Source organism: Streptomyces sp. TOM-9 (assembly GCF_056858595.1).
The window spans coordinates 5,988,844-6,013,387 of the sequence record NZ_JBXEQB010000001.1; the positions used below are offsets into that span (position 1 = coordinate 5,988,844).

General features: G+C 72.7%; 29 protein-coding genes. 18 read left to right on the forward strand and 11 right to left on the reverse strand.

What is annotated here, in order from left to right; translation table 11 throughout:
• The first annotated feature begins 35 nt into the window (after window positions 1-35).
• Together fdxA and dapC are read left to right on the forward strand one after the other, a co-directional pair.
• Window positions 36-356, forward strand: coding sequence for a ferredoxin (gene fdxA / locus AC1VWI_RS28045; RefSeq protein WP_018561461.1), 321 nt, complete (start codon window positions 36-38; stop codon window positions 354-356).
• A 94-nt stretch (window positions 357-450) separates the two neighbouring features.
• Window positions 451-1,563 (forward strand): succinyldiaminopimelate transaminase, encoded by a 1,113-nt coding sequence (dapC, locus tag AC1VWI_RS28050; RefSeq protein WP_499513779.1) that lies wholly within the window; start codon window positions 451-453, stop codon window positions 1,561-1,563.
• 79 nt (window positions 1,564-1,642) lie between these two features.
• Here the strand turns inward: dapC and AC1VWI_RS28055 are convergent, their stop codons facing one another.
• Window positions 1,643-2,056 (reverse strand): ATP-binding protein, encoded by a 414-nt coding sequence (locus tag AC1VWI_RS28055; protein WP_499513780.1) that lies wholly within the window; start codon window positions 2,054-2,056, stop codon window positions 1,643-1,645.
• A 285-nt stretch (window positions 2,057-2,341) separates the two neighbouring features.
• On the reverse strand, window positions 2,342-3,343 hold the full coding sequence (locus AC1VWI_RS28060; RefSeq protein WP_499513781.1) for a VldE C-terminal domain-containing protein: 1,002 nt from the start codon (window positions 3,341-3,343) through the stop codon (window positions 2,342-2,344).
• A gap of 64 nt (window positions 3,344-3,407) precedes the next feature.
• Here AC1VWI_RS28060 and dapE point away from each other — a divergent pair, with 64 nt between their 5' ends.
• Window positions 3,408-4,475, forward strand: coding sequence for a succinyl-diaminopimelate desuccinylase (gene dapE / locus AC1VWI_RS28065; protein WP_499513782.1), 1,068 nt, complete (start codon window positions 3,408-3,410; stop codon window positions 4,473-4,475).
• Window positions 4,476-4,556: 81 nt separating this feature from the next.
• Window positions 4,557-5,354 (forward strand): LOG family protein, encoded by a 798-nt coding sequence (locus AC1VWI_RS28070; RefSeq protein ID WP_499513783.1) that lies wholly within the window; start codon window positions 4,557-4,559, stop codon window positions 5,352-5,354.
• A gap of 10 nt (window positions 5,355-5,364) precedes the next feature.
• Here the strand turns inward: AC1VWI_RS28070 and folP are convergent, their stop codons facing one another.
• On the reverse strand, window positions 5,365-6,225 hold the full coding sequence (gene folP / locus AC1VWI_RS28075; protein WP_499513784.1) for a dihydropteroate synthase: 861 nt from the start codon (window positions 6,223-6,225) through the stop codon (window positions 5,365-5,367).
• A 123-nt stretch (window positions 6,226-6,348) separates the two neighbouring features.
• On the opposite strand from folP, the gene AC1VWI_RS28080 reads away from it, so the two are divergent.
• Together AC1VWI_RS28080 and AC1VWI_RS28085 are read left to right on the forward strand one after the other, a co-directional pair.
• Window positions 6,349-6,729, forward strand: coding sequence for a cell division protein DivIVA (locus tag AC1VWI_RS28080; RefSeq protein ID WP_499513785.1), 381 nt, complete (start codon window positions 6,349-6,351; stop codon window positions 6,727-6,729).
• Window positions 6,726-7,316, forward strand: coding sequence for a DNA-3-methyladenine glycosylase I (locus tag AC1VWI_RS28085; RefSeq protein ID WP_499513786.1), 591 nt, complete (start codon window positions 6,726-6,728; stop codon window positions 7,314-7,316). The genes AC1VWI_RS28080 and AC1VWI_RS28085 overlap by 4 nt, the downstream gene beginning before the upstream one ends.
• A 28-nt stretch (window positions 7,317-7,344) precedes the next feature.
• On the opposite strand, the gene chcB is transcribed toward AC1VWI_RS28085, so the two are convergent.
• Complete coding sequence (gene chcB, locus AC1VWI_RS28090) at window positions 7,345-8,136, reverse strand: 2-cyclohexenylcarbonyl CoA isomerase (protein ID WP_499516933.1); 792 nt, start codon at window positions 8,134-8,136, stop codon at window positions 7,345-7,347.
• A 262-nt stretch (window positions 8,137-8,398) separates the two neighbouring features.
• On the opposite strand from chcB, the gene AC1VWI_RS28095 reads away from it, so the two are divergent.
• Window positions 8,399-8,566, forward strand: coding sequence for a DUF3117 domain-containing protein (locus AC1VWI_RS28095; RefSeq protein WP_018561471.1), 168 nt, complete (start codon window positions 8,399-8,401; stop codon window positions 8,564-8,566).
• 109 nt (window positions 8,567-8,675) lie between these two features.
• Here AC1VWI_RS28095 and AC1VWI_RS28100 read toward each other — a convergent pair whose 3' ends face one another.
• The gene (locus AC1VWI_RS28100) at window positions 8,676-9,341 is read right to left on the reverse strand and encodes an O-methyltransferase (protein WP_499516934.1); all 666 of its coding nucleotides are present in this window, start codon (window positions 9,339-9,341) and stop codon (window positions 8,676-8,678) included.
• 136 nt (window positions 9,342-9,477) lie between these two features.
• Here AC1VWI_RS28100 and sigE point away from each other — a divergent pair, with 136 nt between their 5' ends.
• The 5 genes from sigE to AC1VWI_RS28125 all read left to right on the forward strand — a co-directional run bounded on the left by sigE (window position 9,478) and on the right by AC1VWI_RS28125 (window position 14,046).
• Window positions 9,478-10,254 (forward strand): RNA polymerase sigma factor SigE, encoded by a 777-nt coding sequence (sigE, locus tag AC1VWI_RS28105; protein ID WP_499513787.1) that lies wholly within the window; start codon window positions 9,478-9,480, stop codon window positions 10,252-10,254.
• Window positions 10,251-11,216, forward strand: a complete 966-nt coding sequence (locus AC1VWI_RS28110; RefSeq protein WP_499513788.1) for an anti-sigma factor family protein — start codon at window positions 10,251-10,253, stop codon at window positions 11,214-11,216. The genes sigE and AC1VWI_RS28110 overlap by 4 nt, the downstream gene beginning before the upstream one ends.
• Before the next feature lie 69 nt (window positions 11,217-11,285).
• Window positions 11,286-12,782, forward strand: a complete 1,497-nt coding sequence (locus AC1VWI_RS28115) for a S1C family serine protease (RefSeq protein ID WP_499513789.1) — start codon at window positions 11,286-11,288, stop codon at window positions 12,780-12,782.
• Window positions 12,783-12,915: 133 nt separating this feature from the next.
• A complete protein-coding gene (locus tag AC1VWI_RS28120; protein ID WP_499513790.1) occupies window positions 12,916-13,356 on the forward strand; it encodes a sec-independent translocase in 441 nt (146 codons plus the stop codon).
• Window positions 13,357-13,434: 78 nt separating this feature from the next.
• Window positions 13,435-14,046: a hypothetical protein gene (locus AC1VWI_RS28125; RefSeq protein ID WP_499513791.1), complete on the forward strand. Its 612-nt coding sequence runs from the start codon at window positions 13,435-13,437 to the stop codon at window positions 14,044-14,046.
• Between the two features lie 87 nt (window positions 14,047-14,133).
• On the opposite strand, the gene AC1VWI_RS28130 is transcribed toward AC1VWI_RS28125, so the two are convergent.
• The 3 genes from AC1VWI_RS28130 to AC1VWI_RS28140 form a co-directional block, all read right to left on the reverse strand.
• Window positions 14,134-15,291 carry an Mrp/NBP35 family ATP-binding protein gene (locus AC1VWI_RS28130; protein WP_499513792.1) on the reverse strand — a complete coding sequence of 386 codons (1,158 nt, stop codon included), beginning with the start codon at window positions 15,289-15,291 and terminating at the stop codon, window positions 14,134-14,136.
• A 79-nt stretch (window positions 15,292-15,370) separates the two neighbouring features.
• Window positions 15,371-15,898 (reverse strand): DUF1003 domain-containing protein, encoded by a 528-nt coding sequence (locus AC1VWI_RS28135; protein WP_499516935.1) that lies wholly within the window; start codon window positions 15,896-15,898, stop codon window positions 15,371-15,373.
• Window positions 15,862-17,121 (reverse strand): magnesium transporter MgtE N-terminal domain-containing protein, encoded by a 1,260-nt coding sequence (locus tag AC1VWI_RS28140; protein WP_499513793.1) that lies wholly within the window; start codon window positions 17,119-17,121, stop codon window positions 15,862-15,864. Before AC1VWI_RS28140 ends, AC1VWI_RS28135 begins: the two co-directional genes overlap by 37 nt.
• A 173-nt stretch (window positions 17,122-17,294) precedes the next feature.
• Here AC1VWI_RS28140 and AC1VWI_RS28145 point away from each other — a divergent pair, with 173 nt between their 5' ends.
• Window positions 17,295-17,996 (forward strand): hypothetical protein, encoded by a 702-nt coding sequence (locus tag AC1VWI_RS28145; protein ID WP_499513794.1) that lies wholly within the window; start codon window positions 17,295-17,297, stop codon window positions 17,994-17,996.
• Between the two features lie 9 nt (window positions 17,997-18,005).
• Here AC1VWI_RS28145 and AC1VWI_RS28150 read toward each other — a convergent pair whose 3' ends face one another.
• Entirely contained in the window at window positions 18,006-18,533 is a 528-nt protein-coding gene (locus AC1VWI_RS28150; protein WP_499513795.1) for a hypothetical protein, read from the reverse strand.
• 137 nt (window positions 18,534-18,670) lie between these two features.
• On the opposite strand from AC1VWI_RS28150, the gene AC1VWI_RS28155 reads away from it, so the two are divergent.
• Window positions 18,671-19,615, forward strand: a complete 945-nt coding sequence (locus AC1VWI_RS28155) for a DMT family transporter (RefSeq protein WP_499513796.1) — start codon at window positions 18,671-18,673, stop codon at window positions 19,613-19,615.
• 11 nt (window positions 19,616-19,626) lie between these two features.
• Here AC1VWI_RS28155 and AC1VWI_RS28160 read toward each other — a convergent pair whose 3' ends face one another.
• Complete coding sequence (locus tag AC1VWI_RS28160; RefSeq protein ID WP_499513797.1) at window positions 19,627-20,742, reverse strand: magnesium and cobalt transport protein CorA; 1,116 nt, start codon at window positions 20,740-20,742, stop codon at window positions 19,627-19,629.
• 441 nt (window positions 20,743-21,183) lie between these two features.
• On the opposite strand from AC1VWI_RS28160, the gene AC1VWI_RS28165 reads away from it, so the two are divergent.
• The 4 genes from AC1VWI_RS28165 (at window position 21,184) to AC1VWI_RS28180 (ending at window position 24,197) form a co-directional block, all read left to right on the forward strand.
• Window positions 21,184-21,774 (forward strand): suppressor of fused domain protein, encoded by a 591-nt coding sequence (locus AC1VWI_RS28165; protein WP_499513798.1) that lies wholly within the window; start codon window positions 21,184-21,186, stop codon window positions 21,772-21,774.
• Window positions 21,775-21,956: 182 nt separating this feature from the next.
• Window positions 21,957-22,595 (forward strand): DUF6758 family protein, encoded by a 639-nt coding sequence (locus tag AC1VWI_RS28170; protein WP_499513799.1) that lies wholly within the window; start codon window positions 21,957-21,959, stop codon window positions 22,593-22,595.
• Window positions 22,596-22,677: 82 nt separating this feature from the next.
• Window positions 22,678-23,547 (forward strand): PHP domain-containing protein, encoded by an 870-nt coding sequence (locus tag AC1VWI_RS28175; protein ID WP_499513800.1) that lies wholly within the window; start codon window positions 22,678-22,680, stop codon window positions 23,545-23,547.
• Window positions 23,548-23,582: 35 nt separating this feature from the next.
• Window positions 23,583-24,197 (forward strand): MarC family protein, encoded by a 615-nt coding sequence (locus tag AC1VWI_RS28180; protein ID WP_499513801.1) that lies wholly within the window; start codon window positions 23,583-23,585, stop codon window positions 24,195-24,197.
• A gap of 107 nt (window positions 24,198-24,304) precedes the next feature.
• Here AC1VWI_RS28180 and AC1VWI_RS28185 read toward each other — a convergent pair whose 3' ends face one another.
• Window positions 24,305-24,445 (reverse strand): DUF8834 family protein, encoded by a 141-nt coding sequence (locus AC1VWI_RS28185; protein WP_086020735.1) that lies wholly within the window; start codon window positions 24,443-24,445, stop codon window positions 24,305-24,307.
• Between the last annotated feature and the right edge of the window lie 99 nt (window positions 24,446-24,544).

Here is a 24,544-nt window from a genome sequence, read left to right on the forward strand (position 1 = left end):
CGCGCGAGACAGCCCTACCGAGGAGGAACGACAGCGTGACCTACGTCATCGCGCAGCCTTGTGTCGACGTCAAGGACAAGGCGTGCATCGAGGAGTGCCCGGTCGACTGCATCTACGAGGGCCAGAGGTCCTTGTACATCCACCCGGACGAATGCGTCGACTGCGGAGCCTGTGAGCCGGTCTGCCCGGTGGAGGCCATCTTCTACGAGGACGACACCCCGGAGGAGTGGAAGGACTACTACAAGGCGAACGTCGAGTTCTTCGACGAGCTCGGCTCGCCCGGTGGTGCCTCCAAGCTCGGGCTGATCGAGCGCGACCACCCCTTCATCGCCGCCCTGCCGCCGCAGGGCGAGTGACCCGACCGTTGCGGGCGGTCCCGTACGGCACACCGCCGTACGGGACCGCCGTGTTTCAGGTAGTGGCAGGCCGCGTGCCTGCGAGGAACGGAAAGTGAGCACCGCCGTGGCGCAGCCAGTCTCGTCCAGACTCCCCGTCTTCCCCTGGGACCGGCTCGAACCGTACAAGGCCACGGCCGCCGCCCATCCCGGCGGCATCGTCGACCTGTCGGTCGGCACCCCGGTCGACCCGGTCCCGCACGTCGTGCAGCGGGCCCTGGCCGGGGCCGCGGACAGCCCCGGGTACCCGACCGTGTGGGGGACGCCCGAGCTGCGCGCCGCCATCACCGGCTGGGCCGGCCGCCGGCTGGGCGCCGGCGGCCTGACCGACGCGCACGTGCTGCCGGTCGTCGGCTCCAAGGAACTGGTCGCCTGGCTGCCGACCCAACTGGGTCTCGGCGCGGGCGACAAGGTGGCGTACCCGCGGCTGGCCTACCCGACCTACGAGGTCGGGGCGCGGCTGGCGGGCGCCGAGGCGGTCGTCTACGACGAACCGACCGAGCCCGACCCGGCCGGGCTGCGGCTGCTGTGGCTCAACAGCCCCTCCAACCCCACCGGTCGCGTGCTGTCCAAGGACGAGCTGACCCGTGCCGTCGCCTGGGCGCGCGAGCACGGCGTGCTGGTGTTCAGCGACGAGTGCTACCTGGAGCTGGGCTGGGACGCCGACCCGGTCTCGGTCCTGCACCCGGACGTCTGCGGCGGCTCCTACGAGGGCATCGTGGCCGTCCACTCGCTGTCCAAGCGCTCCAACCTGGCCGGCTACCGCTCCGCGTTCCTCCTGGGCGACCCGGCCGTGCTCGGCGAGCTGCTGCAGATCCGCAAGCACGGCGGCATGATGACGCCCGCCCCGGTGCAGGCCGCCACGGTCGCGGCGCTCGGGGACGACGCCCACGTGGCCCGGCAGCGCGAGCGCTACGCGCGGCGGCGGGCGTCCCTGCGGGAGGCCTTCGAGGCGGCCGGCTTCCGCATCGAGCACAGCGAGGCGAGCCTGTACCTGTGGGCGACGCGTGACGAGTCCTGCTGGGACACCGTCGCGGACCTGTCCAAGCACGGCATCCTCGTGGCGCCCGGCGACTTCTACGGCGCGGCGGGGGAGCGGTACGTGCGGATCGCCTTCACGGCCACCGACGAGCGGGTGGCGGCGGCGGTGCGCCGGCTGTCCTCCTGAGCCGCGGGCGGCCACGACGCCGGCGCAAAGGGCCCGGGAAGCACCGCTCCCCGGGCCCTTTCGGTGCGGCTGTGGGGGGTCAGCCGCCGATGGGGAGCCCCTGGAGGGGCAGCCGGCCGGTGGAGGGGAGGCCGCCCGGCAGCCCGGAGCCCTTGGCGGTCTTCCCGAGCTCCTGGGCGGTGCCGCCGACGGTCTTGGCGGTCTGCGTCGCGGCGCCCTTGAAGGCGGGCTGGGCGCCCTTGGCGAGGTCGCTGACGGTGTCGGTCGTCGCGGGCAGCGCCTCCTGCACGGTCTTCACGGCGCCGGACTGCTTGGCCACGCCGTTCACGGTGCCGGTGAGCTCGGGGGTCTTGTCCACGTTGGTCAGCCCACCCAGGTCGCCGACCTGCGGGAGCGCGGCGGCGGACGCGGCACCGGCACCGATGAGAGGAGCCGCGGCCGCGCCGACCAGCAGGGCAGCCCGGGCGATCCGACGCGCGAGGGGGAGAGACATGGTGCTCCTTTTACGGAGAGACGACGGTTTCGACGTGACATGTCCGCGGGGCGGACGTCGTGACTACCGCGTGAAGGGGGCCGAAGGTTGCGGCCGCCAAGAGTAAAGAATTGGTAATGCGAAAGGATTCCCGGGGCGGTAAAGCGGAGCAATTCGGACGGAGCCGGAAGTGCCGCGGAAACGTCACAGCCCTTGATCAGGAGCTTTTTTCGCACCCCCGAACGAGGGGATTCGCATCTGATGGTTTTGGCGTATGAATCACCCGCCTGGGGGTGAATACCCGCACTATTGCGCGACGGTGATCCTGACGTCGCCCCCGGCCCCGTGCGCGGCGTCGGAATTCGATGCCGTCCAGCCCCGGTCGGAGGCCTTGGCCGACCACTCGCGGTTCCCGAAGGACACCTTCTCCACCTTCAGTTCATGGGCGTGCGCCACCGCCCACTGGGCCAGCTCCCAGCCCCGCCGGCCCTCGTCGCCGCGCGCCTCGTTCCCCGCCGGGGCCGACGGCACGGCCACCGTGCGCCGCGCCGGACCCCCGCCCCGCGCACCGTTCTTGGCGTCCCGCGCGGCCTCGCCGTCCGGGTCCGCGGGCGTCTCGGTGGTGCGCGGCGCCACGTCGGCCCCGAACTCCCGCACCAGCCGCTCCCGCACCTTCGCCGGGTCGCCCCCGGAGACCGCCCGCGCGGCCAGGGGGGTGACGCAGGTGAGCGCCCCCGCGTGCCGGCCGGTCAGCGCGCCGGACAGCAGCGCGGCGTCCGCCTCGTGCTTGGCGTACGCCTGCGGGAAGCCGCTCTTCTGCACTTTCTGCGCGGCCACCGTGAGGGGCAGCCGGGAATAGCCGTGGATCTTCACCAGGCCGTCGAAGAATTCGTTGGAGGCGTAGACCGGGTCCATGATCTGCGCGGCCGTGCCCCAGCCCTGCGAAGGGCGCTGCTGGAACAGGCCCACCGAGTCGCGGTCCCCGTGGTCGAGATTGCGCAGCGCCGACTCCTGCATGGACGTGGCCAGCGCTATCGTCACCGCCCGCTCCGGCAGCCCGCGCGAGGTCGCCACCGCGGCGATCGTCGAGGCGTTCGCCGCCTGCTGGGGCTCCAGGGTCAGGCTGCCGGCCTGCGTGGTGACCGTGCAGGCCGGATGGCGCGGACCGCCGCCGAGGCCGGCCAGGTGGTACGCGGAGTAGCCCGCGACCCCCAGCAGGACCAGTCCTGCGGTGATCAGACGGGCTGCGCGCCCCCGCCTGCGGGGGGCGCTTGCGGCGGGTGTCGAGGTCGACGGTGGCTTCGGCACGCGCACACCGTACCGAAGCCCGCTGTACCGGTGGCCCCGTCAGGCCCCCGGTAGGGTCGGCGGCATGGAACGGCCCGTGCTCGATCTCAGTCAGGACGCCGCCGCCGTGACGGCGCAGCTCGTCGACATCCCCTCCGTCAGCCTCGCCGAGAAGCCGCTGGCGGACGCCGTGGAGAGCGCCCTGCGCGCCCTGCCCCACCTCACGGTGGACCGGGACGGGGACGCCGTCGTCGCCCGCACACGGCTCGGCCGGGCCGAGCGCGTCGTACTCGCCGGTCATCTGGACACCGTGCCGATCGCCGCGAACGTGCCCTCCCGCCTCGACGAGGACGGCGTCCTGTGGGGCTGCGGCACCTCCGACATGAAGTCCGGGGTCGCCGTCCAGCTGCGGCTCGCCGCGACCCTCACCGAGCCCAACCGCGACCTGACCTTCGTCTTCTACGACGCCGAGGAGATCGCGGCGGAGCACAACGGCCTCAAGCGGCTCGCCGAGAACCACCCGCAGTGGCTCGCCGGCGACTTCGCCGTCCTGCTGGAGCCCACCGACGCAAAGGTCGAGGGCGGCTGCCAGGGCACCTTGAGGTTCCGGGTGGAGACCACCGGCCGCCGCGCCCACTCCGCGCGCAGCTGGCTGGGCGAGAACGCCATCCACAAGGCCGCGCCCGTGCTGGCCCGGCTCGCCGCCTACGAGCCGCGGCAGGCGGTCGTCGACGGCCTCACCTACCGCGAGGGCCTCAACGCCGTCATGATCGAGGGCGGTCACGCCGGGAACGTGATCCCCGACTCCTGCGCGGTGATCGTCAACTTCCGCTTCGCCCCCGACCGTTCCGAGGCCGAGGCGTTCGCCCACGTCCGCGAGGTCTTCGAGGGGTACGAGGTGCGGCTGACCGACAGCGCCCCCGGCGCCCTGCCGGGCCTGTCGCACCCGGCGGCGGCCGCCTTCGTCGAGGCCATCGGCACCGAGCCCGCGCCCAAGGAGGCCTGGACCGACGTGGCCCGCTTCTCCGCGCTGGGCGTCCCGGCCGTGAACTACGGCCCCGGCGACCCCCGGCTCGCCCACACCCGCGAGGAGCACGTCGCCGTCGCCGCCGTCCTGGAGGCGGAGGAGAAGCTGCGCGCCTGGCTGTCGTAACGAGCAATTCAGCGGCGCGTTCTTGATCCGCCCGGCGGACGCGGTCGTACCCTGACCGGACGGCAGCGAAAGGAGCGCGACATGGACAGTGACGCGGAGGAGGCGTCCGCCGCCGAGACAGCCGCGGCGGAGGGCAGCAGCCCCACGGGGCGCGGCTGGCCCGAGCGCCACACCGGTCCCGTCGTACGGCGCCGGGGCCAGGTGCAGAAGTCCACGACAGACCAGCGGTTGCTGGACACCCGCGGACCCTCGGACTGGGTGCACGGCGACCCGTGGCGCGTGATGCGCATCCAGTCGGAGTTCGTCGAGGGCTTCGGCGCGCTCGCCGAACTCGGCAGGGCGGTCAGCGTCTTCGGTTCCGCCCGTATGGCGGAGGGCTCGGCCGATTACGAGACCGGCGTCCGCATCGGCCGCGCCCTGGCCGAGGCGGGCTTCGCCGTCATCACCGGCGGCGGCCCCGGTGCCATGGAGGCGGCCAACCGGGGTGCCTGCGAGGCCGGCGGGGTCTCGGTGGGCCTGGGCATCGAGCTCCCCTTCGAGCAGGGGCTCAACCCCTACGTCGACATCGGCGTGAACTTCCGCTACTTCTTCGTCCGCAAGACGATGTTCGTGAAGTACGCCTCCGGGTTCATCGTCCTGCCGGGCGGCTTCGGCACCCTCGACGAGCTCTTCGAGGCCCTCACGCTGGTCCAGACCCGCAAGGTCACGCAGTTCCCCATCGTCCTGTTCGGCTCCGCATACTGGCGCGGCCTGGTCGACTGGGTCCGCAACACCGTCGTGGACGGCGGCAAGGCGTCCCCGGTCGACCTGGAACTCCTCCACGTCACGGACGACGTCGACGAGGCGGTCGCCCTGGTGACCAAGGAGACCGGCGACTGAACCGCGGGCCCTACGCCAGCCCCCGCCGGGCGACCGCCGGGGGCCGGTGTCCCGCGATCGAGGCCACCATGTCCAGCACCTGACGGGTCTCGGCGACCTCGTGCACCCGGTACACCCGGGCGCCGAGCCACGCCGAGACGGCGGTCGTCGCCAGGGTGCCGATCAGCCGCTCCTTGACGGGGCGGTCCAGGGTCTCGCCCACGAAGTCCTTGTTGGACAGCGAGACCAGCACCGGCCAGCCGGTGGCCGTCATCTCCGGCAGCCGCCGGGTCGCCTCCAGCGAGTGCCGGGTGTTCTTCCCGAAGTCGTGGCCGGGGTCGATGAGGATGGCGTCCCGCCGCACCCCGAGCGCGGCCGCCCGCTCCGCGAGGCCCACCGTCACCTTCAGGATGTCGGCCATCACGTCCTCGTAGCCGACCCGGTGCGGCCGGGTGCGCGGCAGCGCGCCGCCCGCGTGGGTGCAGACCAGGCCGACGCCGTGCTTCGCGGCGACCTCGGCGAGCCGGGGGTCGACGCCGCCCCAGGCGTCGTTGAGCAGGTCCGCGCCGGCCTCGCAGACCGCCTCGCCGACCTCGTGGCGCCAGGTGTCGACGCTGATCACCACGTCGGGGTGGCGCCGGCGCACCTCGGCGACGAAACCGGCGGTCCTGCGGATCTCCTCCTGCGCCGAGACCTCCTCGCCGGGGCCCGCCTTCACCCCGCCGACGTCGATGATCGCGGCACCCTCCGCGACCGCGCGCCCGACGCGTTCGAGGGCCGGTGCGTCGGTGAACGTGGCGCCCTGGTCGTAGAACGAGTCCGGCGTCCGGTTCACGATCGCCATGATCACGGGCTCGTGCTCGCCGAATTCCCGTGTGCCCAGCCGCAGCATGTCGCGCCTGCCTCCCTCGAAATGTCGTACGCCGATCGAAGATAGTCGCCGACCGCACACCGCGCGCACGGCGCGACGTGGCACGATCGTGGCGTACACGTCGGGCCGACCCCGGGAGAGGTCTTGTTCTGGTTCATGCTCATCGCGTTGGTCGCGGTGGTCGCCGCGGTCGCCCTCGCGGTGCTCGGCGACGGCGGGGTGCTCCGTGACGTGGAGCCGGACCGGGTGGAGGACCGGCTGCCGCCGCAGCGGCCGGTGGGCCGCGCGGACGTCGAGCGGCTGCGCCTGCCGGTGACCGTGCGCGGTTACCGCATGGTGGACGTCGACGACGTGCTGGAGCGCCTCGGCGCGGAACTGGCCCAGCGCGACGCCCACATCGCCGACCTGGAGGCCGCGCTGGCCGGCGCCCACGCCACCCGGCTCGGCGGCCACTCGCTGCTCAAGGACGCCGACGAGGCCCCGCGGGCCCCCGAGGACCCGCGCGCCCCCGGGAGCGGGCTGTGAGCGACGGCGGCGTGGTCACCGGGCCGGACGGCCTGGCCCGCTGCCCGTGGGGGCTGTCCACCGACGACTACGTCGAGTACCACGACACCGAGTGGGGGCGCCCGGTGCACGGCGAGGCGGCCCTCTTCGAGCGGCTGTGCCTGGAGGCCTTCCAGTCGGGCCTGTCCTGGATCACGATCCTGCGCCGCCGCGAGGGCTTCCGGAAGGCCTTCGCCGGCTTCTCCCCGGAGGCGGTCGCCGCCTTCACCGACGACGACCGGGAGCGGCTCCTCGCCGACACCGGCATCATCCGCAACCGCGCCAAGATCGACGCCTCCATCGGCAACGCGCAGGCCACCCTGGCGCTGCGCGAGGCCCACGAGGGCGGTCTGGACGCCCTGGTCTGGTCGTACGCGCCGGACCCCGCCGGACGCCCGGCACCCCGCACGGTCGCGGACGTGCCGGCCGTCACGGCGGAGTCCACCGCGCTGGCCAAGGACCTCAAGAAGCGCGGCTTCCGCTTCGTCGGCCCCACCACGGCCTACGCGCTGATGCAGGCCTGCGGCCTGGTGGACGACCACCTGGCCGACTGCTGCGCCCGCCGCTGAGCGTCCCGGCCGCCCCGCCTGCCGCGGCTCAGCGGCCGAGGAAGCGGGGCTTGTCCTTCTTCAGGAACGCGTCGACGGCGATCCGGTGGTCCTCGGAGGCGCCGGCGGCCGTCTGCAGCTCGTCCTCCCTGACCAGGGTGTCGACCAGCGAGTGCCCCTCGCCGTACGCCAGGGAGGCCTTCACCGCCGCGTAGGCGACCGTCGGGCCCTCGGCGAGCGTGCGGGCGACCGAGGCGGCCTCGGCGGCCAGCTCGCCGGCCGGGACCAGGCGGTTGGCGACGCCCAGCTCGAAGGCCTCCTGCGCGCTGATCGTGCGCGGGAAGAGCAGCAGGTCGGCGGCGCGGCTGCGGCCCACCAGCCGGGGCAGCGTCCAGGAGGCCCCGGAGTCGGCGGTCAGGGCGACGCCGACGAAGGAGGTGTTGAAGGCGGCGGTGTCGGCGACCACGCGGTAGTCGCAGGCGAAGGCGAAGCCGGCGCCCGCGCCCGCGGCGACCCCGTTGACCCCGGCGACGACGGGCTTGGGCATGGTGGCGATCGCGGTGACGATCGGGTTGTAGTGCTCGCGCACCGTGGACATGGCCGGCCCGCCGCCCTCCTGCTGGAGGAACGCGACGTGCTCCTTGAGGTCCTGGCCGACGCAGAAGGCCTTGCCGTTCGCGGTCAGCAGCACGGCCCGCACCGCGGGGTCGGCGCCCGCCGCCTCCAGTGCGTCCCGCAGGGCGACCTTGGTCTCCACGTTCAGCGAGTTCATCGCCTCGGGGCGGTTCAGGGTGATGGTGGCGAGCCCGTCACTCACCTCGTACAGCACGGTGTCGGCCATGTGGTCCCCTTCGTCGCGGCTCACGTTCGGGGCCAGCATGCCGGAGATCGCCGGGCACGGACATGTGACCCCCATCAAACGCGGCCGAGAGTGCGATCACCGAAATGGACGGTTTTGCGGGACCGGGTTCTCGAACGGATGGGAACCGATGTTGGTCATCAGGTCACCCGATGCGGGATAATGGCCGAGAACCAATGTGTTCGAGTCCGGTGGCGCCTGGGCCACCGCGTGCGAAGAGCTGGTTTCAGGAAGGGGAACGAGCATGGCGGCCATGAAGCCGCGGACGGGTGATGGCCCGCTCGAGGTGACCAAGGAGGGGCGGAGCATCATCATGCGCGTTCCGCTCGAGGGCGGCGGACGGCTTGTCGTCGAGCTGACTCCGGACGAGGCGGATGCACTCGGCGAGGCTTTGAAGAAGGCCATCGCCTGACAACCGGCCAATCCAAGCCTTGGGCCCCTGGCGGCATGCGCCGGGGGCCCACTTGTTTGTCCGTTTGCGCGCCGCTCCGGAAACAGGTGCATTCCGGGCGGGGAAATTGTCAGCCGCGCCGTACCGCGCAGAGCAGGCCGTCGTCGGTCGGCAGCAGGACGGGGGCGAGGGCCGCGTTGTCCCGTACCGTCCGCATCAGTTCGCGCAGCCGGATGACCTCCGGCTCGGAGTGGGCGGCGTCCATGGACCGGCCCTGCGCGAAGGCCCCCTCGAAGCAGACCAGCCCCCCGGGGCGCAGCAGGCGCAACGATTCGCCCAGGTAGTCCGGGTACTCCAGCCGGTCCCCGTCGCAGAACACCAGGTCGTAGCCGCCGTCGGCGAGCCGGGGGAGGACGTCCAGCGCCCGGCCGGGGATGAAGCGGGCGCGGTTCCCCGCGAACCCCGCCTCCCGGTAGGCGGTGCGGGCGTGCTGCTGGCGGTCGGGTTCGGTGTCGACGGTGGTCAGCACGCCGTCGGGGCGCATGCCCTGCAGCAGGTGGATGCCGGAGACCCCGGTGCCGGTGCCGATCTCCACCACCGCCTTGGCGTCCGTGGCGGCGGCCAGCAGTCGCAGTGCCGCGCCGGTGCCGGGGGAGACGGGGCGCACGCCTGCCTCACGAGCTCGCCCGCGGGCTCGTATCAGCGCGTCGTCCTCGGCGACGAAAGCGTCCGCGAACGCCCAGCTCGCCTGCCGGTTGCCGGTAATTGCCCTCTCCTGTCCGCCTGACGGTTGCAGCCCGCCTGGCGACTGTATCCGTTGCGGTCGGGAACCCGCAGATGGGACCGCTCGTTGGTACCTGCGACGGACCTGAACGTCAGGGGCCGGGAGCGATGCGCCCGGCACTTATCCGGAGCTAACGGGCGAGGTGGCTATGGTAGGGGCTCTACTGGACACCACCAGAGCCGACAGGGGAGGTGCGGCTGCGGCGGGTCACCGGGGAGTGCTGTCGCGCTTCCGTAGGTCGGCCGGCGAGCCGAAATCCGTGACCGATACAGCTGACGACCGTCCGCGCAACGACGAGTCCGTGACTGTGGCCGCCAACGCGACCTTCGCCACCGACGGGGACAACCAGGCGTGGACCCCCCCTTCGTGGGAGGAGATCGTCAGTACGCACAGTGCCCGGGTCTACCGCCTGGCGTACCGTCTCACCGGCAACCAGCACGACGCCGAGGACCTCACCCAGGAGGTCTTCGTCCGCGTCTTCCGCTCGCTGTCGACGTACACCCCCGGCACCTTCGAGGGCTGGCTGCACCGCATCACCACCAACCTCTTCCTCGACATGGTCCGCCGCCGTCAGCGCATCCGCTTCGACGCCCTGGGCGACGACGCCGCGGAGCGGCTGCCGAGCCGCGAGCCGTCCCCGGCGCAGCACTTCGCCGACACCCACTTCGACGCGGACATCCAGCAGGCGCTGGACACCCTCGCCCCGGAGTTCCGCGCGGCCGTCGTGCTCTGTGACATCGAGGGCCTGTCGTACGAGGAGATCGCCGCGACGCTCGGCGTGAAGCTGGGCACCGTGCGCAGCCGTATCCACCGCGGTCGTTCGCACCTGCGCAAGGCGCTGGAGCACCGTGCGCCGGCCGCCCGTCCGGGCCGCGCGCCCGTCCTGGCCACCGGCCGGCCGGCCCTGGAGGGCGGGAGCACGTGAGCAGCGGTGTCAGCCGGCATCTCACGTGTGCCGACCAGCACTTGGGCGACCATCTCGCCGCCTTCGTCGACGGCGAGCTGCACGACGACGCCCGCGACCGGGTGCTCGCGCACCTGGTGACCTGCCCCGACTGCAAGGCCGCTGCCGACGAGCAGCGCCGGATGAAGGACGTGGTCGCCGCCTCGGCGCCGCCCGCCCTCTCCGCAGGCCTGCTCGCCCGCCTCCAGGAGCTGCCCGGGGGTGACGGGGACGGCGGAAGAGGGCCCTTCGGGGACGGCGGACTGATGGAGACGGCCAGCCTCGGCGGTGAGCGCCTCGGCGGCGGTCTGTTCGGGAAGGCGCGCGAGGAGTTCTCGCTGCCCCTGTCCGCGTCCGCGTCGCGCGGCTTCCGGATCCACGAGGGCGGCCGCTCCGGCGCGGCGGTCGCGCCCGTCGGCCCCGCTTCGTCCGCCGCAGCGGCCCGCGGCCGGCGCCGCTTCGCCTTCGCCGCGGCGGGCGCGGTCTCCATGGCGGCCATCGCGCTCGGCGGCGCCCTGCCGCTGGACGCCGCGGTCGACGGAGCCGGCGGCACCCCGCTCTCCCGCAGCGGCCCGGGCGCCCCCGCGACGCCGTTCAGCGGTGCGACCGCCCGCGCGGCCGCCGACGTGTGGAGCACGGCCACCAGCGACCTGCTGCACCCCGACTCCCGCGGCATGCATCCGTACGGCGCCGACGCGGACGGCTGGGTGCCCGCCGGCACCGTCACCCGGCCGCTGGGTCTGTCCGGCGACGACGGGTCGGTCACCGGCTCGACCGCATCCGCGGTCCCCGGGGTCACCCCGGCACCCGCCCTGGCCCCGCGGGCGACCGCGAGTCCCTCCGCTTCGCCCGCATCGTCGAGCGGCGCCACGGCCTCGCCGGCCGTGCCCGTCCCGTTCGACTCGGTCGTCCCTCTGGTCGGCCACTTCCCCGTGACCCGCTGAGCGGTCGGCTGCGGGCGGCGCCGACTCCTGGTTCAATCCAGGGAGGACTGGTCGTCGTAGGGGAGCACCGTGGACGAGGGGAAGGCCGAAGGGCCGAAGTGGTGGAGCCGGCCGGAGACGGTCGCGCCGGTTCCCCCTGAGCCACGGGACCGGCCCGCCCCGGACACGGTCCCCGACGCACCCGCCGGGCCCCCCGCCGGAGCGGCCCCCCGGCACACCCCGGACCCGTACGACACCCCGCCGTACGGCGAGCCCGGCCCCTGGGCGCCCGCACCGCCCGTACAGCCCCCCGTCGGCGCGGCGCCACCACCGCACCAGCCCGCGCCGCCGCCCCCGCCGCCGAGCGGCCCGCCCGGACCCCCGGCGCCGCTGTCCGTCGGCCAGTGGCACCGCTACGACCCCTGGGCGCCCCCGGGCGGCTCCGCGGGGCAGCAGCCGACCGCCCGGCGCACGGGGAGCCGGCGCGCCCCGCTGGCGGCCGCCCTGATCGCCGTCACCCTGATCGCCGGAGGCGTCGGCGGGGCGCTGGGCGCCTACGTGCACGACAGCGGCGGCACGCCGGAGGTGACCCTGCCGCAGGCCACCGCGGAGGCCGGCACCCGCGCCCCGGACAGCATCGCGGGCATCGCGGCCCAGGTCCTGCCCGGCGTCGTCTACATCCACGTCAAGGGCGACGCCGGTGAGGGCACCGGCACCGGGTTCGTGCTGGACGGCGAGGGCCACATCCTCACCAACAACCACGTGGTGGAGAGCGTCGCCAAGAGCGGCACCATCTCGGTGACCTTCAACGGCGGCCAGGTGAAGCCCGCCACGATCGTGGGCCGGGACACCGGCTACGACCTGGCGGTCATCAAGGTCAGCGGGGTGAAGGGGCTCCACCCGCTGACCCTCGGCGACTCCGACGCCGCCCAGGTCGGCGACCCGGTCGTCGCCATCGGCGCCCCGTACGGCCTCGAGGGCACCGTCACCTCCGGCATCATCAGCGCCACCCAGCGCCCGATCACCGCGGGCGGGGAGACCAACAGCAGCGACGTCAGCTACGTCGACGCCATCCAGACCGACGCCCCGATCAACCCCGGCAACTCCGGCGGTCCGCTGGTCGACGCCAAGGGCCTGGTCATCGGGATCAACAGCGCCATCCGCTCGGCGGACAGCGGCTCCGACCCCTTCGGCAACAGCAGCCAGGGCGGGAGCATCGGCCTCGGCTTCGCCATCCCGGTCAACCAGGCCAAGCGGGTGGCCGAGCAGCTGATCAACGACGGCAAGGCCACCCACCCGGTGATCGGCGTCAGCATCAACCTGCAGTACTCCGGCGACGGCGCCCAGGTCAGCCCCGAGGGCCAGGGCGAGGGGGACTCGGTGACCCCGAACGGCCCCGGCGCCAAGGCGGGCATCGAACCGGGTGACGTGATCACCGCCATCGACGGCAAGCGGGTGCACAACGGCGAGGAGCTGATCGTGCGGATCCGCGCCCACCGGCCCGGCGACACGCTGCAGCTCACCGTGAAGCGGGACGGCAAGCAGCGCGCCATGGAGCTGACCCTGGGCTCGGCCAGCGGGAACTGAGCACGGCGAATTCGGGATTTACCGGGGCGCGACCTACTGTTGACCCTGCCCACTCCCGTGCAGACGGTTGGGGCAGGTACGGTGAGATCCGCCGGATTCCGTCCGCCGGCCGAGGACCACGAGGAGCTGCACGGTGTTTTCAGACATAGGCGCGCTGGAGGTCGTCGCGCTCGTGATCCTTGCCGTGCTCGTGTTCGGGCCGGACAAGCTGCCCAAGGTCATCAAGGACGTGATGCAGTTCGTCCGCAAGGTGCGGGAGTTCTCCGACAGCGCGAAGGCGGACATCCGCAGCGAGCTGGGCCCGGAGTTCAAGGACTTCGAATTCGAGGACCTGCACCCGAAGAACTTCGTCCGGAAGCAGCTGCTGGACAACGACGAGCTGGGCCTGAAGGAGATCCGCAACGGATTCGACTTCAAGGAGGAGATGTCGGCGGTCACCGACGCCGTGCACGGCCGCGACAGCGGCGGCGGCTCGGGTTCCGCCGCGGGCTCCTCGGGCACTCCGGACCGGCTGCGCAAGCGCGACGGCCTGACGCCCGGCGAGGCCCCGCCGTTCGACTCCGACGCCACCTGATGCAGGGGCCTGCCCCGATCACGTAGCGCGAGTGGCTATTCTCCCTTTGTTTGCCCTTATGGAGGAGGCGCCGCGCGTATGGAGACCACAGCTGATCCGGCGGATCGTACGACCGGCGGCTATCTCAAGGCCGACTTCACCTGGTACGGACTGGACGAGGCGTTCACCGGCGACCGCTGGCTCGCCCCGGTCGGCATGAGCGCCGACGGCACGGTCGAGCACGGATCCACCGGCCACGGCGACGAACCGTCGGTCAAGGTCGAGCCCACTCCCGACCACCGCCGCTTCGTGGTGGTCGTCACGGTCGCCGACCGCCCGGTCCGGCGCAGCTCGGACGGCACCGGCGTGCTGGACGCCACCTCGGTCGCCTCGGCGGCCTGGCTGGCGGGCTCCGGACTGCTGACCTGCACCTGGCCCACCCAGATGGAGCGGCACCTGCGGCAGAACTGGCTCGACCAGCAGACCGCCATCGCCTGGGACCTCGCGGACAACCTCGAGGGCCCCGACTGGTCGGCGCTCAGCCTGCCGGTGGACGGCGTCCCCACGCCGTTCCACTACCGGGAGTCGGAGTACGGCTGGGTGATGGCCGGGTCGGCGCGCGGGGTGCACCTGGGTGCCTTCGGGCGCGGGATGAGCGCCTACGGCCTCGGCCTGGCCCAGGTGAAGGACATCACCACGTACCGGCCGTGAGGCCGTGAGCAACGGCTCAGGGGCGCCTCCCATGCCGGGAGGCGCCCCTGAGGTGTCCGGCGGGCCGGTCGTGGCCGGCCCGCCGGTTCAGAACTTGTTGCGCGGCGTGATGCCCAGCGACATGCCGGCCAGTCCGCGCTGACGCCCGCCCAGCTTGCCCGCGATGGCCCGCAGCGCCGAGCCGGCCGGGGACTGCGGGTCGGTCAGGACGACCGGGCGGCCGTCGTCGCCGCCCTCGCGCAGCCGCACGTCGATGGGGATCTGGCCGAGCACCGGCACGGTCGCGCCGGTGGTGCGGGTCAGGCCCTCGGCGACCCGTTCGCCGCCGCCGCTGCCGAAGACGTCGACCATCTCGCCGCAGTGCGGGCAGGGCAGCCCGGACATGTTCTCGATGACGCCGACGATCTTCTGGTGGGTCTGCACGGCGATGGTGCCCGCCCGCTCGGCGACCTCGGCCGCCGCCTGCTGGGGCGTGGTGACCACGAGGATCTCGGCGTTCGGGACCAGCTGCGCGACGGAGATCGCGATGTCGCCCGTGCCGGGCGGCAGGTCGAGCAGCAGCACGTCCAGGTCGCCCCAGTACACGTCGGCCAGGAACTGCTGCAGCGCCCGGTGGAGCATCGGGCCGCGCCACACGACCGGGGCGTTGCCCGGGGTGAACATGCCGATGGAGATGACCTTCACACCGTTGGCCGAGGGCGGCATGATCATGTTCTCGACCTGGGTCGGACGGCCGTCCGCGCCCAGCATCCGCGGCACGCTGTGGCCGTAGATGTCGGCGTCGACCACACCGACCTTCAGGCCGTCGGCGGCCATCGCGGCGGCCAGGTTCACCGTCACCGAGGACTTGCCGACGCCGCCCTTGCCGGAGGCGACCGCGTACACCCGGGTCAGCGAGCCGGGCTGCGCGAAGGGGATCTCCCGCTCCGCCTGCCCGCCACGCAGCGAGGTGGCCAGCTCGCGGCGCTGCTCGTCGCTCATCACGTCCAGTTCGACGGTCACCGCGGTGACCCCGGCGACCTTCGACACGGCGGTGGTCACCAGGTTGGTGATGGTGTCCCGTAGCGGGCAGCCCGACACCGTCAGGTACACGCCGACCCGCACCGCGCCGTCGTCCGCGATGTCGACCGACTTGACCATGCCGAGGTCGGTGATCGGCTTGTGGATCTCGGGGTCGTTCACCGTCGCGAGCGCGGCGCGCACCGCGTCGGGCGAAGGGGAGGAGCCGTGCGCTTCGGTAGCCATGCGTCGATGGTACGTCCCGCACCGTGCCCGCAGGACCCCCGGTGGGCGGGTTCACACGGCGGCGGGACGACCCCGGCGGTCACTCCGCCTCGGCACGCTGCCGCTGGTCGATGTCCTTCAGCAGCTCCTGCAGTTCGGAGCGGATCCAGTCGCGTGTGGCGACCTCTCCCAAGCCCAGCCGCAGCGCGGCCACCTCGCGGGTCAGGTACTCGGTGTCGGCGATGCTGCGGTCGTTCGCCTTGCGGTCCTGCTCCAGGTTGACCCGGTCGCGGTCGTCCTGCCGGTTCTGCGCCAGCAGGATCAGCGGGGCGGCGTAGGAGGCCTGCAGCGACAGCATCAGGGTGAGGAAGATGAAGGGGTAGGAGTCCCAGCGCAGATGGCGGGGCGCCAGCGCGTTCCACGCCACCCACGCGATGATCACCACCGTCATCCAGACGATGAACCGCCCGGTCCCCAGGAAGCGGGCGATCTTCTCCGACAGCCGCCCGAACGCCTCCGGGTCGTAGGAGGGCAGGAAGCTGATCCGCGGTACCCGCGGCTGGTCGAGGCGGACGCGGGGGCGCTCGTCGCTCACTGCGCCGCCTCGTGCAGCTCCGTCTCGCGCCAGTCCTCTGGCAGCAGGTGGTCCAGGACGTCGTCGACGGTGACGGCGCCCAGCAGCGATCCGCTGTCGTCGACGACCGGCACCGACACCATGTTGTACGTCGCCAGGAAGCTGGTGACCGCCGGCAGCGGGGTGTCCGGCGACAGCGGTTGCAGGTCGCTGTCGAGGAGCGCGCTGACCAGGGTGAACGGGGGGTCGCGCAGCAGCCGCTGGAAGTGCACCGTGCCCAGGTACTTGCCGGTCGGGGTCTCGTCCGGCGGCCGGCAGACATACACCTGGGCGGCGAGCGCGGGGGACAGGTCCGGGTTGCGGACCCGCGCCAGGGCGTCGGCGACGGTGGCGTCGGGGCGCAGCACGATCGGCTCCGTGGTCATCAGACCGCCGGCGGTGCGCTCCTCGTACGACATCAGCCGGCGCATGTCGGCCGCCTCGTGCGGCTCCATCAGTCCCAGCAGCCGCTCCTGCTCCTCCTTCGGCAGTTCGGCCAGCAGGTCGGCGGCGTCGTCCGGGTCCATCGCCTCCAGCACGTCGGCGGCCCGCTCCTGCTCGAGCTTGCCGAGGATCTCCACCTGGTCGTCGTCCGGCAGCTCCTCCAGGACGTCGGCGAGGCGGTCGTCGTCGAGGGCCGCGGCGACCTCGGCGCGACGCTTGGGCGACAGGTGGTGCAGGACGTTCGCCAGGTCGGCCGCACGCAGCTGGTCGAAGGTGGCGAGCAGTGCCTCCGCGCCCTGCGCGTGTTCGTCCAGCGAGAAGCCGGTGACCGCGGACCACACCACCGTCAGCGTCTCCCCGCTGCGCCGCAGCGGGCCGCCCTTGCCGCGGCGCACGAAGGCCTTGTCGATCTCCCAGTCGCGGCGCGCGGCGAGGCGCACCATGGACACGTCCAGCACGGTCACGTCCTCGCCGGTCTCGACCAGCGTCACCCGCTGGTCAAGCAGCTCGCCCAGGACCAGGGTCTCGGTCGGGCGCTGTTCGAAGCGCTGCATGTTGACGACACCCGTGGTGATCACCTGACCGGACTCCACGCCCGTCACCCGCGTGATCGGCAGGAAGATCCGGCGCCGGCTGACGACCTCCACCACCAGACCCAGCACACGCGGCGGCCGGCCCCCGACCCGCAGCATCACGACCACGTCCCGGACCCGGCCGACCTGGTCGCCGTTGGGATCGAAGACCCGCACCCCGGAAAGGTGCGAGACGAAGACCCGGGAGGTTCCCGCTGGCATGCCGCCAGGCTAACGCCGCCCCCGCCCCCCGGGCGCGCGGTAATGCTCCACGGGGGCTTCGCACGGCGTTCACAGCGGTTCACCCGGCCAGCGGTACGCTGCGGTAGCTTCGGCTCCGCTTCGCCGCTGCCCTCGTGTGACGGGCGCGTACAACTGCAGGAGGAAGAGAACACGTGATCCCCGGCCGCAGGTCAGCCGTCCTCGTGAGCCTTCTGGGCGCGGTCCTGGTGTTCGCCGGAGCGACAGGGTGCGCGGGTGATCCGGACGCGGGGACCAACGGCGTCGGCAAGCTGCCGGCCGGGACCATCGAGAAGCGGGCCCGCACCGCCGCCGACGCGGCCGACACGGTGCGGCTGTCCGGCACCGTCATCAGCAAGGGGCGCACCTACACGCTCGACATGCGGCTGCGCGGCAACGGCGGCCTGGGCGAGGTCACCTCCGACGGCAGCACCTTCGAACTGCTGCGGGTGGGCGACGACCTCTACCTCAAGGCGGGCGCCGGCTTCTACGGCGACCAGGTCGGCGCCAAGCTCAAGAACAAGTACGTCAAGGTGCCCGCCGGGGACCCCACGTACGACCAGTTCAGCGGCTTCACCGACAAGGAGGTGCTGCTGGAGGGCCTGTTCGTCCTGCACGGCGAACTCGCCGTCGGGGACCACCGCTCGGTCGGCGGCGTCCGCACCATCGCCCTCTCCGCGGACGGCGGCAACGGCGGCACGATCGACGTGTCCCTGGAGGGCAAGCCGTACCCGCTGCGCTACGAACGCGCGGGCGGCGCCGGCACGCTGACCATGGCCGACTGGGGCAAGGACTTCACGCTGCGCGCGCCGGACGAGGACGACGTCGTCGACTACGGCAAGGCCGTGACGCAGTAGGCCCGGGGCTCAGGCCCTCTTGCGGCCCCGCAGCAGCAGCTTCGGCAGACCGGCCGGGACCGGCTGCCGGGTGGTCGCGGACGTCGGCACCGGGGCCGCCGCGCCACTGGCGTCCGTCATCGCGCCGGGGCGCTCCAGGGGGTCGCCGATGGGCTCCAGGCGCAGCACGCGGCACTCGCGGGCCCAGCGTCCGGTCATCGTCTCCGCGTCCGGCGCGTTCAGCCGCTTGCCCTTGAGCTCCTCCACCGCGGCCGTCCACGCCTCGCCGTCCGGGCGCAGCTCGGTGACCCGGACCGGGAAGACGACCAGCCGGCCGCCCTTGTCCTTGCTGCGGACGGTGACCGTGGCGGTGCCGCCGTCGGTGAGTCCGGGCCCGGGCAGCGGCTGCTCGCCGGGGCCGCCGCCGACGACGACCACGGCACCGTCGACCCACGCGTGCCACAGGGCCTGACCGTCGGCCCACAGCAGACCGGACTTCTTCACGGCCTCCTCGATCAGGGCCTGGTCCAGCTGCGGCTGCGTCACGGTGTCCGTCATGCGCCCCACCCTATGGCGTGGGCCGTACGGGCCGCCGCCGTGGTGCCGCACACATGGTGAGACGACAGGAGCTCGGGGCCCGGACGGGCCTTACGCTAAGGAGGCCACCGTCCCACCGTGCCCCGAGGAGACACCGCGTGTCCGCCGCGCCGTCCGCCAGCACCACGCCCGCCGTACCGAAGGCGGACACCGACTCCGGCGCAGCCCCGCACGGGAGGCCGCCACTGGACTTCGCGCTCCTGGCCGTCGCCATCGCCGGCGTCTCCCTGTCCGCGCCGCTGATCGCCGCCACCGCCGCGCCCGCGCTGGCCATCGCCTTCTGGCGGAACGCCATGGCCGTGGGTGTGCTGAGCCCGTTCGCCTGGCTGCGGCACCGGCGGGAACTGCGGGGGATGGGCCGCCGGGCGCTGTGGCTGTCGATCGCGTCCGGCCTGGTGCTGGCGCTGCACTTCGGGCTGTGGCTGCCGAGCCTGACCATGACCTCGGTCGCGTCCTCGACGGCGCTGGGCACGACGACGCCGGTGTGGACCACCCTGATCCTGTTCATACGCGGCCACCGGCCGCCGCGGATGGTGTGGCTGGGCTCCGCGCTGGCGGTCGCCGGCGTGGTGCTGCTGACCGGCGTCGACCTGTCGCTGTCACCGCGCGCCCTGGTCGGGGACGCCCTGGCGCTGGGCGGCGGCATCGCGGCGGCGGGGTACGTCCTGCTCGGCGCGGAGGTGCGACGGACCGTCAGCACGACCGCGTACACCTACGTCTGCTACTCCACCACGGCCGTGGCCCTGCTGGCCGTCTGCCTGGCCTCGGGCTCGGCGCTCGGCGGTTACGACGGCGGCACCTGGGCGAAGCTCGTCGCCCTGACCGTGGCCGCGCAACTGCTCGGCCACAGCCTGCTCAACCGCGTGGTGCGCGGGCTCGGGGCGTCGACCACGTCCACGGCGATCCTGCTGGAGACGCCGGGCGCCGCCCTGGTGGCGGCGGTCTGGCTGGGCCAGACCCCGCCCGTGGCGGCCTACCCGGCGCTCGCGGTGATCCTCGCGGGGCTGGCCCTGGTGATCCTGGCGGACCGCAGGAAGGCCTAGCCGGCGCGGGCCTACAGCCAGCCGTTGCGGCGCAGGATGCGGTGGATGGCGAGGCAGATCCCGCCGATCGCGACCAGCACCATCGGGTAGCCGTACCGCCAGTGGAGTTCCGGCATGTGCTCGAAGTTCATGCCGTACACACCGCAGATCATGGTCGGGACGGCGATGATCGCCGCCCATGAGGTGATCTTGCGCATGTCCTCGTTCTGCGCGACGGCCGCCTGGGCGAGGTTGGCCTGCAGGATGGAGTTGAGCAGGTCGTCGAAGCCGACCACCATCTCGTGGACGCGGGCGACGTGGTCGGCGACGTCCCGGAAGTACTTCTGGATCTCCGGGTCCACCACGCGCATCGGCCGCTCGCTGAGCATCTGCATCGGGCGCAGCAGCGGGGACACCGCCCGCTTGAACTCCAGCACCTCGCGCTTGAGCTGGTAGATGCGCCCCGCGTCGGTGGCCCGCGGCGACTTGCCCTGGGCGGAGAAGACGTCGATCTCCACCTCGTCGATGTCGTCCTGCACGGCCTCGCTGACCGCCAGGTAGTCGTCCACGACCTGGTCGGCGATGGCGTGCAGCACGGCGGAGGGGCCCTTGGCGAGCAGCTCGGGGTCGTCCTCCAGGCGGTGCCGCAGGGCGCGCAGCGAGCCGTGCCCGCCGTGCCGGACGGTGATGACGAAGTGCCGGCCGGTGAAGACCATCACCTCGCCGCTCTCCACCACCTCGCTGGTGGCGGTGAGTTCGGCGTGCTCGACGTAGCGGATGGTCTTGAAGACCATGAAGAGCGTGTCGTCGTAGCGCTCCAGCTTCGGCCGCTGGTGGGCGTGGACGGCGTCCTCCACGGCCAGCGGGTGCAGTCCGAACACCTCGGCGATCTCCGCGAACTCCCGCTCCGACGGCTCGTGCAGGCCGATCCAGACGAAGCCCTCGTTGCCGCCGCGCACCTTCTCCAGGGCCTCGCGCGGCGAGATGTGGTCGCTGCCGCGGCGGCCGTCCCGGTAGACGGCGCAGTCCACGACCGAGCTGGGCACGGCGGACGAGGTGCGGGAGCGGTCCGGGCCGTAGTCGTATGACGTGCTGCTCTTGCGCAGGGCGGGGCGGACGACTGCGCGCAGGTCGCGGATCATCGACATGGCAAGCTCCTTCACGGACTGGCCGGGCTGAAATGCGGATCAGGGCAGGGTGATCACCGTTGATCACTGCGCAGTTCAGGGAGCTCTTCCGGAGGCGGCAGGGCGGACCCGGGCAGGCCGTTCGAGCGGACACGCGGCGCCGTCACACGCTCGTGCTCGTGCTCGTGGAGAATTCGAGAATCCCCGTCGGTTCCGTGGTTCTTTGGTTTCACGCCCGGGTGACCGGGTACGGAACGCGGGGGATCAGGAGGGTTGCCGGGCGGAAGAGCTGCCGGTACTGCACGGTCGACTAGGATCCATTGCAGCCCCACCTCCTCCGGCCGTTCCCCGCTGGGGGAAAGTGGCACGCCTCTACCGGCGTAGCCGACGGCCCACCTTATCAGGCGCCTCCTGCGTGAAGCCGCGGCTTTGCACGTTCCATACGCGCTCTATGCTCACTTCATGGTCGACGTACTGGGGCTCGTTGAGGCGCGGCTGCACATGGCCTTCGGTGAGCCGGACGCCCGCGCCGCGGTGACCTTCCTGGGCACCGAACGGATCGAGGTGCTGCGCTTCCGCGAGGGTGAGCTGCTGCGGTACGCCACCCTGGGCATGTCGCGCGCACCGATGAACGACCCCGTCACCGTCGTCGCGGACCCGGTGCGCGGCCCGCGCGCGGAGCTCGTGCTGACCCTGCGCGGCGGGCGCGGCGCCGACACGGACAAGGTCCTGCGGCCGCTCGCCGTACTGGCCGCCAGCCCCCAGGTCGAGGGCGTCGTCGTCGCGCCGGGGAACTCGCTGGACGTGAGCGAACCGCTGTGGCCCGGGGCGGCGTTCTCGGCCGTCCTGGTCGCCGAGCCCGGTGGTCTGGTGGAGGACCTGGAACTCGACGCCCCGATGGACCCGGTCCGCTTCTTCCCGCTCCTGCCGATGACGGCGAACGAGGCCGCCTGGAAGCGGGTGCGCGGCGCCGGGGCGCTCCAGGAGCGCTGGCTGCAGGCGGGCACCGACCTGCGCGACCCGCAGCGCGCGGCGGTCCCGCTGACGGACTGAGCCCCGGCTGACGGACGGAGCCCCGGCGGTCGGTGACACCCCCTCAGCGGTCCCCGCGGGACCGCCGCCGGGCGACAGGTGTGACCGGCGGGGGAGGTGTGCCGTGCGGCGACGCCACGCGTCGAACTCGGACGGGTGATCGTCCTTGACGCGGGCACGCCGCCGGAGGACCGTGGGGCGTTATGAGGGGCGAACCCAGTTGCCCGAAGTGCGGTGGCCGGGTCCGAGCGCCCGGGCTCTTCGCCGACTCCTGGCAGTGCGACGAGCACGGCGCCGTGTATCCGTTGCAGCCTGTCGTGCCACCGAGTGTGGAAGCCCTCGGCGTGGTCGTGAGCCGGTCGCACGTCCCGGTGTGGATGCCCTGGCCGCTGCCGGTGGGCTGGCTGTTCACCGGCGTCGCGTCCGCGGGGGACGACCGCAGCGGCGGACGGGCCACGGCGGTGGCGTGCTCGGGTCCGGGGCCGCTCGGCGGGCAGGGCGAGATGGTGCTGGTGGCGGAGGAGCTCGGGGTCGGGCTCGGGGCGAGGTTCGCCGGGATCCCGGGGCCGGACCCCGGTCCGGCGATGTGCATCGGCAAGCCGCCGGCCGCCAAGGTGATCGCGGCCGGGAGGCCGACCGGCCTGTGGCACGTGAACGGGACGCCACCGGACCGCGCGGTCTTCGCGGGCGAGTCGTTCGGGCTCTGGCTGTGGGCGGTCGTGTGGCCGGAGGAGTCGGGCCTGCTCATGTACGACGAGCTGATACTGACCGATCTGCGCGAGGCCGGCGCCGAAGTCGATCTCGTCCCGTGCGGGGCGCTCTCCCCTCGCCTGCTCTCCTGAGATTCACAGGTTGTCCGGGCAGTTATCCTGGTAATCACAACCCCTGAATCCGTCCGAGCACCGAGCGCCTGGAGTGACCTGCGTGCGAATCGATCTGCACACCCACTCCACGGCCTCCGACGGCACGGACACCCCGGCAGAGCTGGTCCGGGCCGCGGCCGCGGCCGGGCTGGACGTCGTCGCCCTCACCGACCACGACACGGTCGGCGGCTACGCCGAGGCCGAGAAGGCGCTGGCCGAACTGCACGCCGCGGGCACCGCGGCGCCGGTCCTGGTCACCGGCGCCGAACTCTCCTGCCGCATCGACGGGGTGGGCCTGCACATGCTCGCCTACCTCTTCGACCCGCAGGAACCGGAGCTCCACCGGGAGCGCGAGCTCGTGCGCGACGACCGGGTGCCCCGCGCACAGGCCATGGTCGCCCGGCTCCGCGAGCACGGGGTGCCGGTGACCTGGGACCGCGTCGCCGAGATCGCCGGCGACGGTGCCGTGGGCCGGCCGCACATCGCCCAGGCGCTGATCGAGGCGGGACTGGTGGACAGCATCGCCGAGGCGTTCACGCCCGAGTGGATAGGGCCGGGCGGGCGCGCCTACGTCGAGAAGCACGAACTCGACCCCTTCGAGGCGATCCGGCTCGTCAAGAACGCGGGCGGGGTGACGGTCTTCGCCCATCCCGCCGCCGTCAAGCGCGGCACCTGCGTGCCCGAGGGCGTCATCCACGACCTGGCCGCGGCCGGGCTCGACGGCATCGAGGTGGACCACATGGACCACGACGAGCCGGCCCGTGGCCACCTGCGCGCCCTCGCCGCGGAGCTGGGACTGCTCCCCACCGGGTCCAGCGACTACCACGGCACCCGCAAGACCGTCCGGCTCGGCGAGTACACCACCGACCCCGAGGTCTACCGGGAGCTCGTCCGCCGGGCCACCGGCGCGGCGCCCCTCACCCGTCCCTGACCCCCCACCCACCCCCGCAACCCTTCGCAAGGCCCATGGATCTGTTCTCCCTCACCCTGTTCGGGTCGGTCTTCGTCACGCTCTTCGTGATCATGGACCCGCCCGGGATCACCCCGATCTTCCTCGCCCTCACCTCCGGCCGCGCGGCCAAGGTCCAGCGCCGTATGGCCTGGCAGGCCGCCACCGTCGCGCTGGGCGTCATCACCGTCTTCGGCATCTGCGGCCAGCAGATCCTGGACTACCTGCACGTCTCGGTGCCGGCCCTGATGATCGCCGGCGGTCTGCTCCTGCTGCTCATCGCCCTCGACCTGCTCACCGGCAAGGCGGACGAGCCCACCCAGACCAAGGACGTCAACGTCGCGCTGGTGCCGCTCGGCATGCCGCTGCTCGCCGGGCCGGGCGCGATCGTGACGGTGATCCTCGCGGTGCAGCGCGCGCACGGGTTCGGGCAGCAGCTGTCGGTGTGGGTCGCCATCGTCGCGATGCACGTGGTGCTCTGGCTGACGATGCGTTACTCACTGGTGATCATCCGTCTGATCAAGGACGGCGGTGTGGTGCTGGTCACCCGGCTCTCCGGCATGCTGCTCTCCGCGATCGCGGTGCAGCAGATCGCCAACGGGGTCTTCGGCTTCATCCGCGGCGAGGGCTGACGGACCGTCGGCGGCATCCGGACGCGACAAGGGCCCCGTACCGTGGTGTACGGGGCCCTTCGCGTTCATGGCGTCCGGCCGTGGGGCCACGCCGGGGTGACGGGGCCTTACTGGGCCGGGCGGATGTAGATGCGCTGGCCGATCGCGGCGGCCTGCTGGACGATCTGGTCGACGGAGGCGGCGTCCACGACCGTGCAGTCGACGGCGCGACCGTCCTGGTCGTTGAGGCGCATGATCTCGAAGCGCATGGTGTTCACGGCTTCTCCCTTCGTCCGGGCACTCCTCCATTGGAGTACGGGGCTGCTTCGCAGCCGTTACCTGCCTGGGTCATTCATGTATCAACAACA

What these genes read in the sequence shown, in the direction of transcription:
- AC1VWI_RS28055 (WP_499513780.1), bottom strand. Translation starts at nt 2,056, where the DNA reads ATGTCTCTCCCCCTCGCGCGTCGGATCGCCCGGGCTGCCCTGCTGGTC.
- dapE (WP_499513782.1), top strand. Translation starts at nt 3,408, where the DNA reads ATGGAACGGCCCGTGCTCGATCTCAGTCAGGACGCCGCCGCCGTGACG.
- AC1VWI_RS28070 (WP_499513783.1), top strand. Translation starts at nt 4,557, where the DNA reads ATGGACAGTGACGCGGAGGAGGCGTCCGCCGCCGAGACAGCCGCGGCG.
- folP (WP_499513784.1), bottom strand. Translation starts at nt 6,225, where the DNA reads ATGCTGCGGCTGGGCACACGGGAATTCGGCGAGCACGAGCCCGTGATC.
- chcB (WP_499516933.1), bottom strand. Translation starts at nt 8,136, where the DNA reads ATGGCCGACACCGTGCTGTACGAGGTGAGTGACGGGCTCGCCACCATC.
- AC1VWI_RS28095 (WP_018561471.1), top strand. Translation starts at nt 8,399, where the DNA reads ATGGCGGCCATGAAGCCGCGGACGGGTGATGGCCCGCTCGAGGTGACC.
- sigE (WP_499513787.1), top strand. Translation starts at nt 9,478, where the DNA reads ATGGTAGGGGCTCTACTGGACACCACCAGAGCCGACAGGGGAGGTGCG.
- AC1VWI_RS28125 (WP_499513791.1), top strand. Translation starts at nt 13,435, where the DNA reads ATGGAGACCACAGCTGATCCGGCGGATCGTACGACCGGCGGCTATCTC.
- AC1VWI_RS28130 (WP_499513792.1), bottom strand. Translation starts at nt 15,291, where the DNA reads ATGGCTACCGAAGCGCACGGCTCCTCCCCTTCGCCCGACGCGGTGCGC.
- AC1VWI_RS28140 (WP_499513793.1), bottom strand. Translation starts at nt 17,121, where the DNA reads ATGCCAGCGGGAACCTCCCGGGTCTTCGTCTCGCACCTTTCCGGGGTG.
- AC1VWI_RS28150 (WP_499513795.1), bottom strand. Translation starts at nt 18,533, where the DNA reads ATGACGGACACCGTGACGCAGCCGCAGCTGGACCAGGCCCTGATCGAG.
- AC1VWI_RS28160 (WP_499513797.1), bottom strand. Translation starts at nt 20,742, where the DNA reads ATGTCGATGATCCGCGACCTGCGCGCAGTCGTCCGCCCCGCCCTGCGC.
- AC1VWI_RS28165 (WP_499513798.1), top strand. Translation starts at nt 21,184, where the DNA reads ATGGTCGACGTACTGGGGCTCGTTGAGGCGCGGCTGCACATGGCCTTC.
- AC1VWI_RS28170 (WP_499513799.1), top strand. Translation starts at nt 21,957, where the DNA reads ATGAGGGGCGAACCCAGTTGCCCGAAGTGCGGTGGCCGGGTCCGAGCG.
- AC1VWI_RS28180 (WP_499513801.1), top strand. Translation starts at nt 23,583, where the DNA reads ATGGATCTGTTCTCCCTCACCCTGTTCGGGTCGGTCTTCGTCACGCTC.
- AC1VWI_RS28185 (WP_086020735.1), bottom strand. Translation starts at nt 24,445, where the DNA reads ATGCGCTTCGAGATCATGCGCCTCAACGACCAGGACGGTCGCGCCGTC.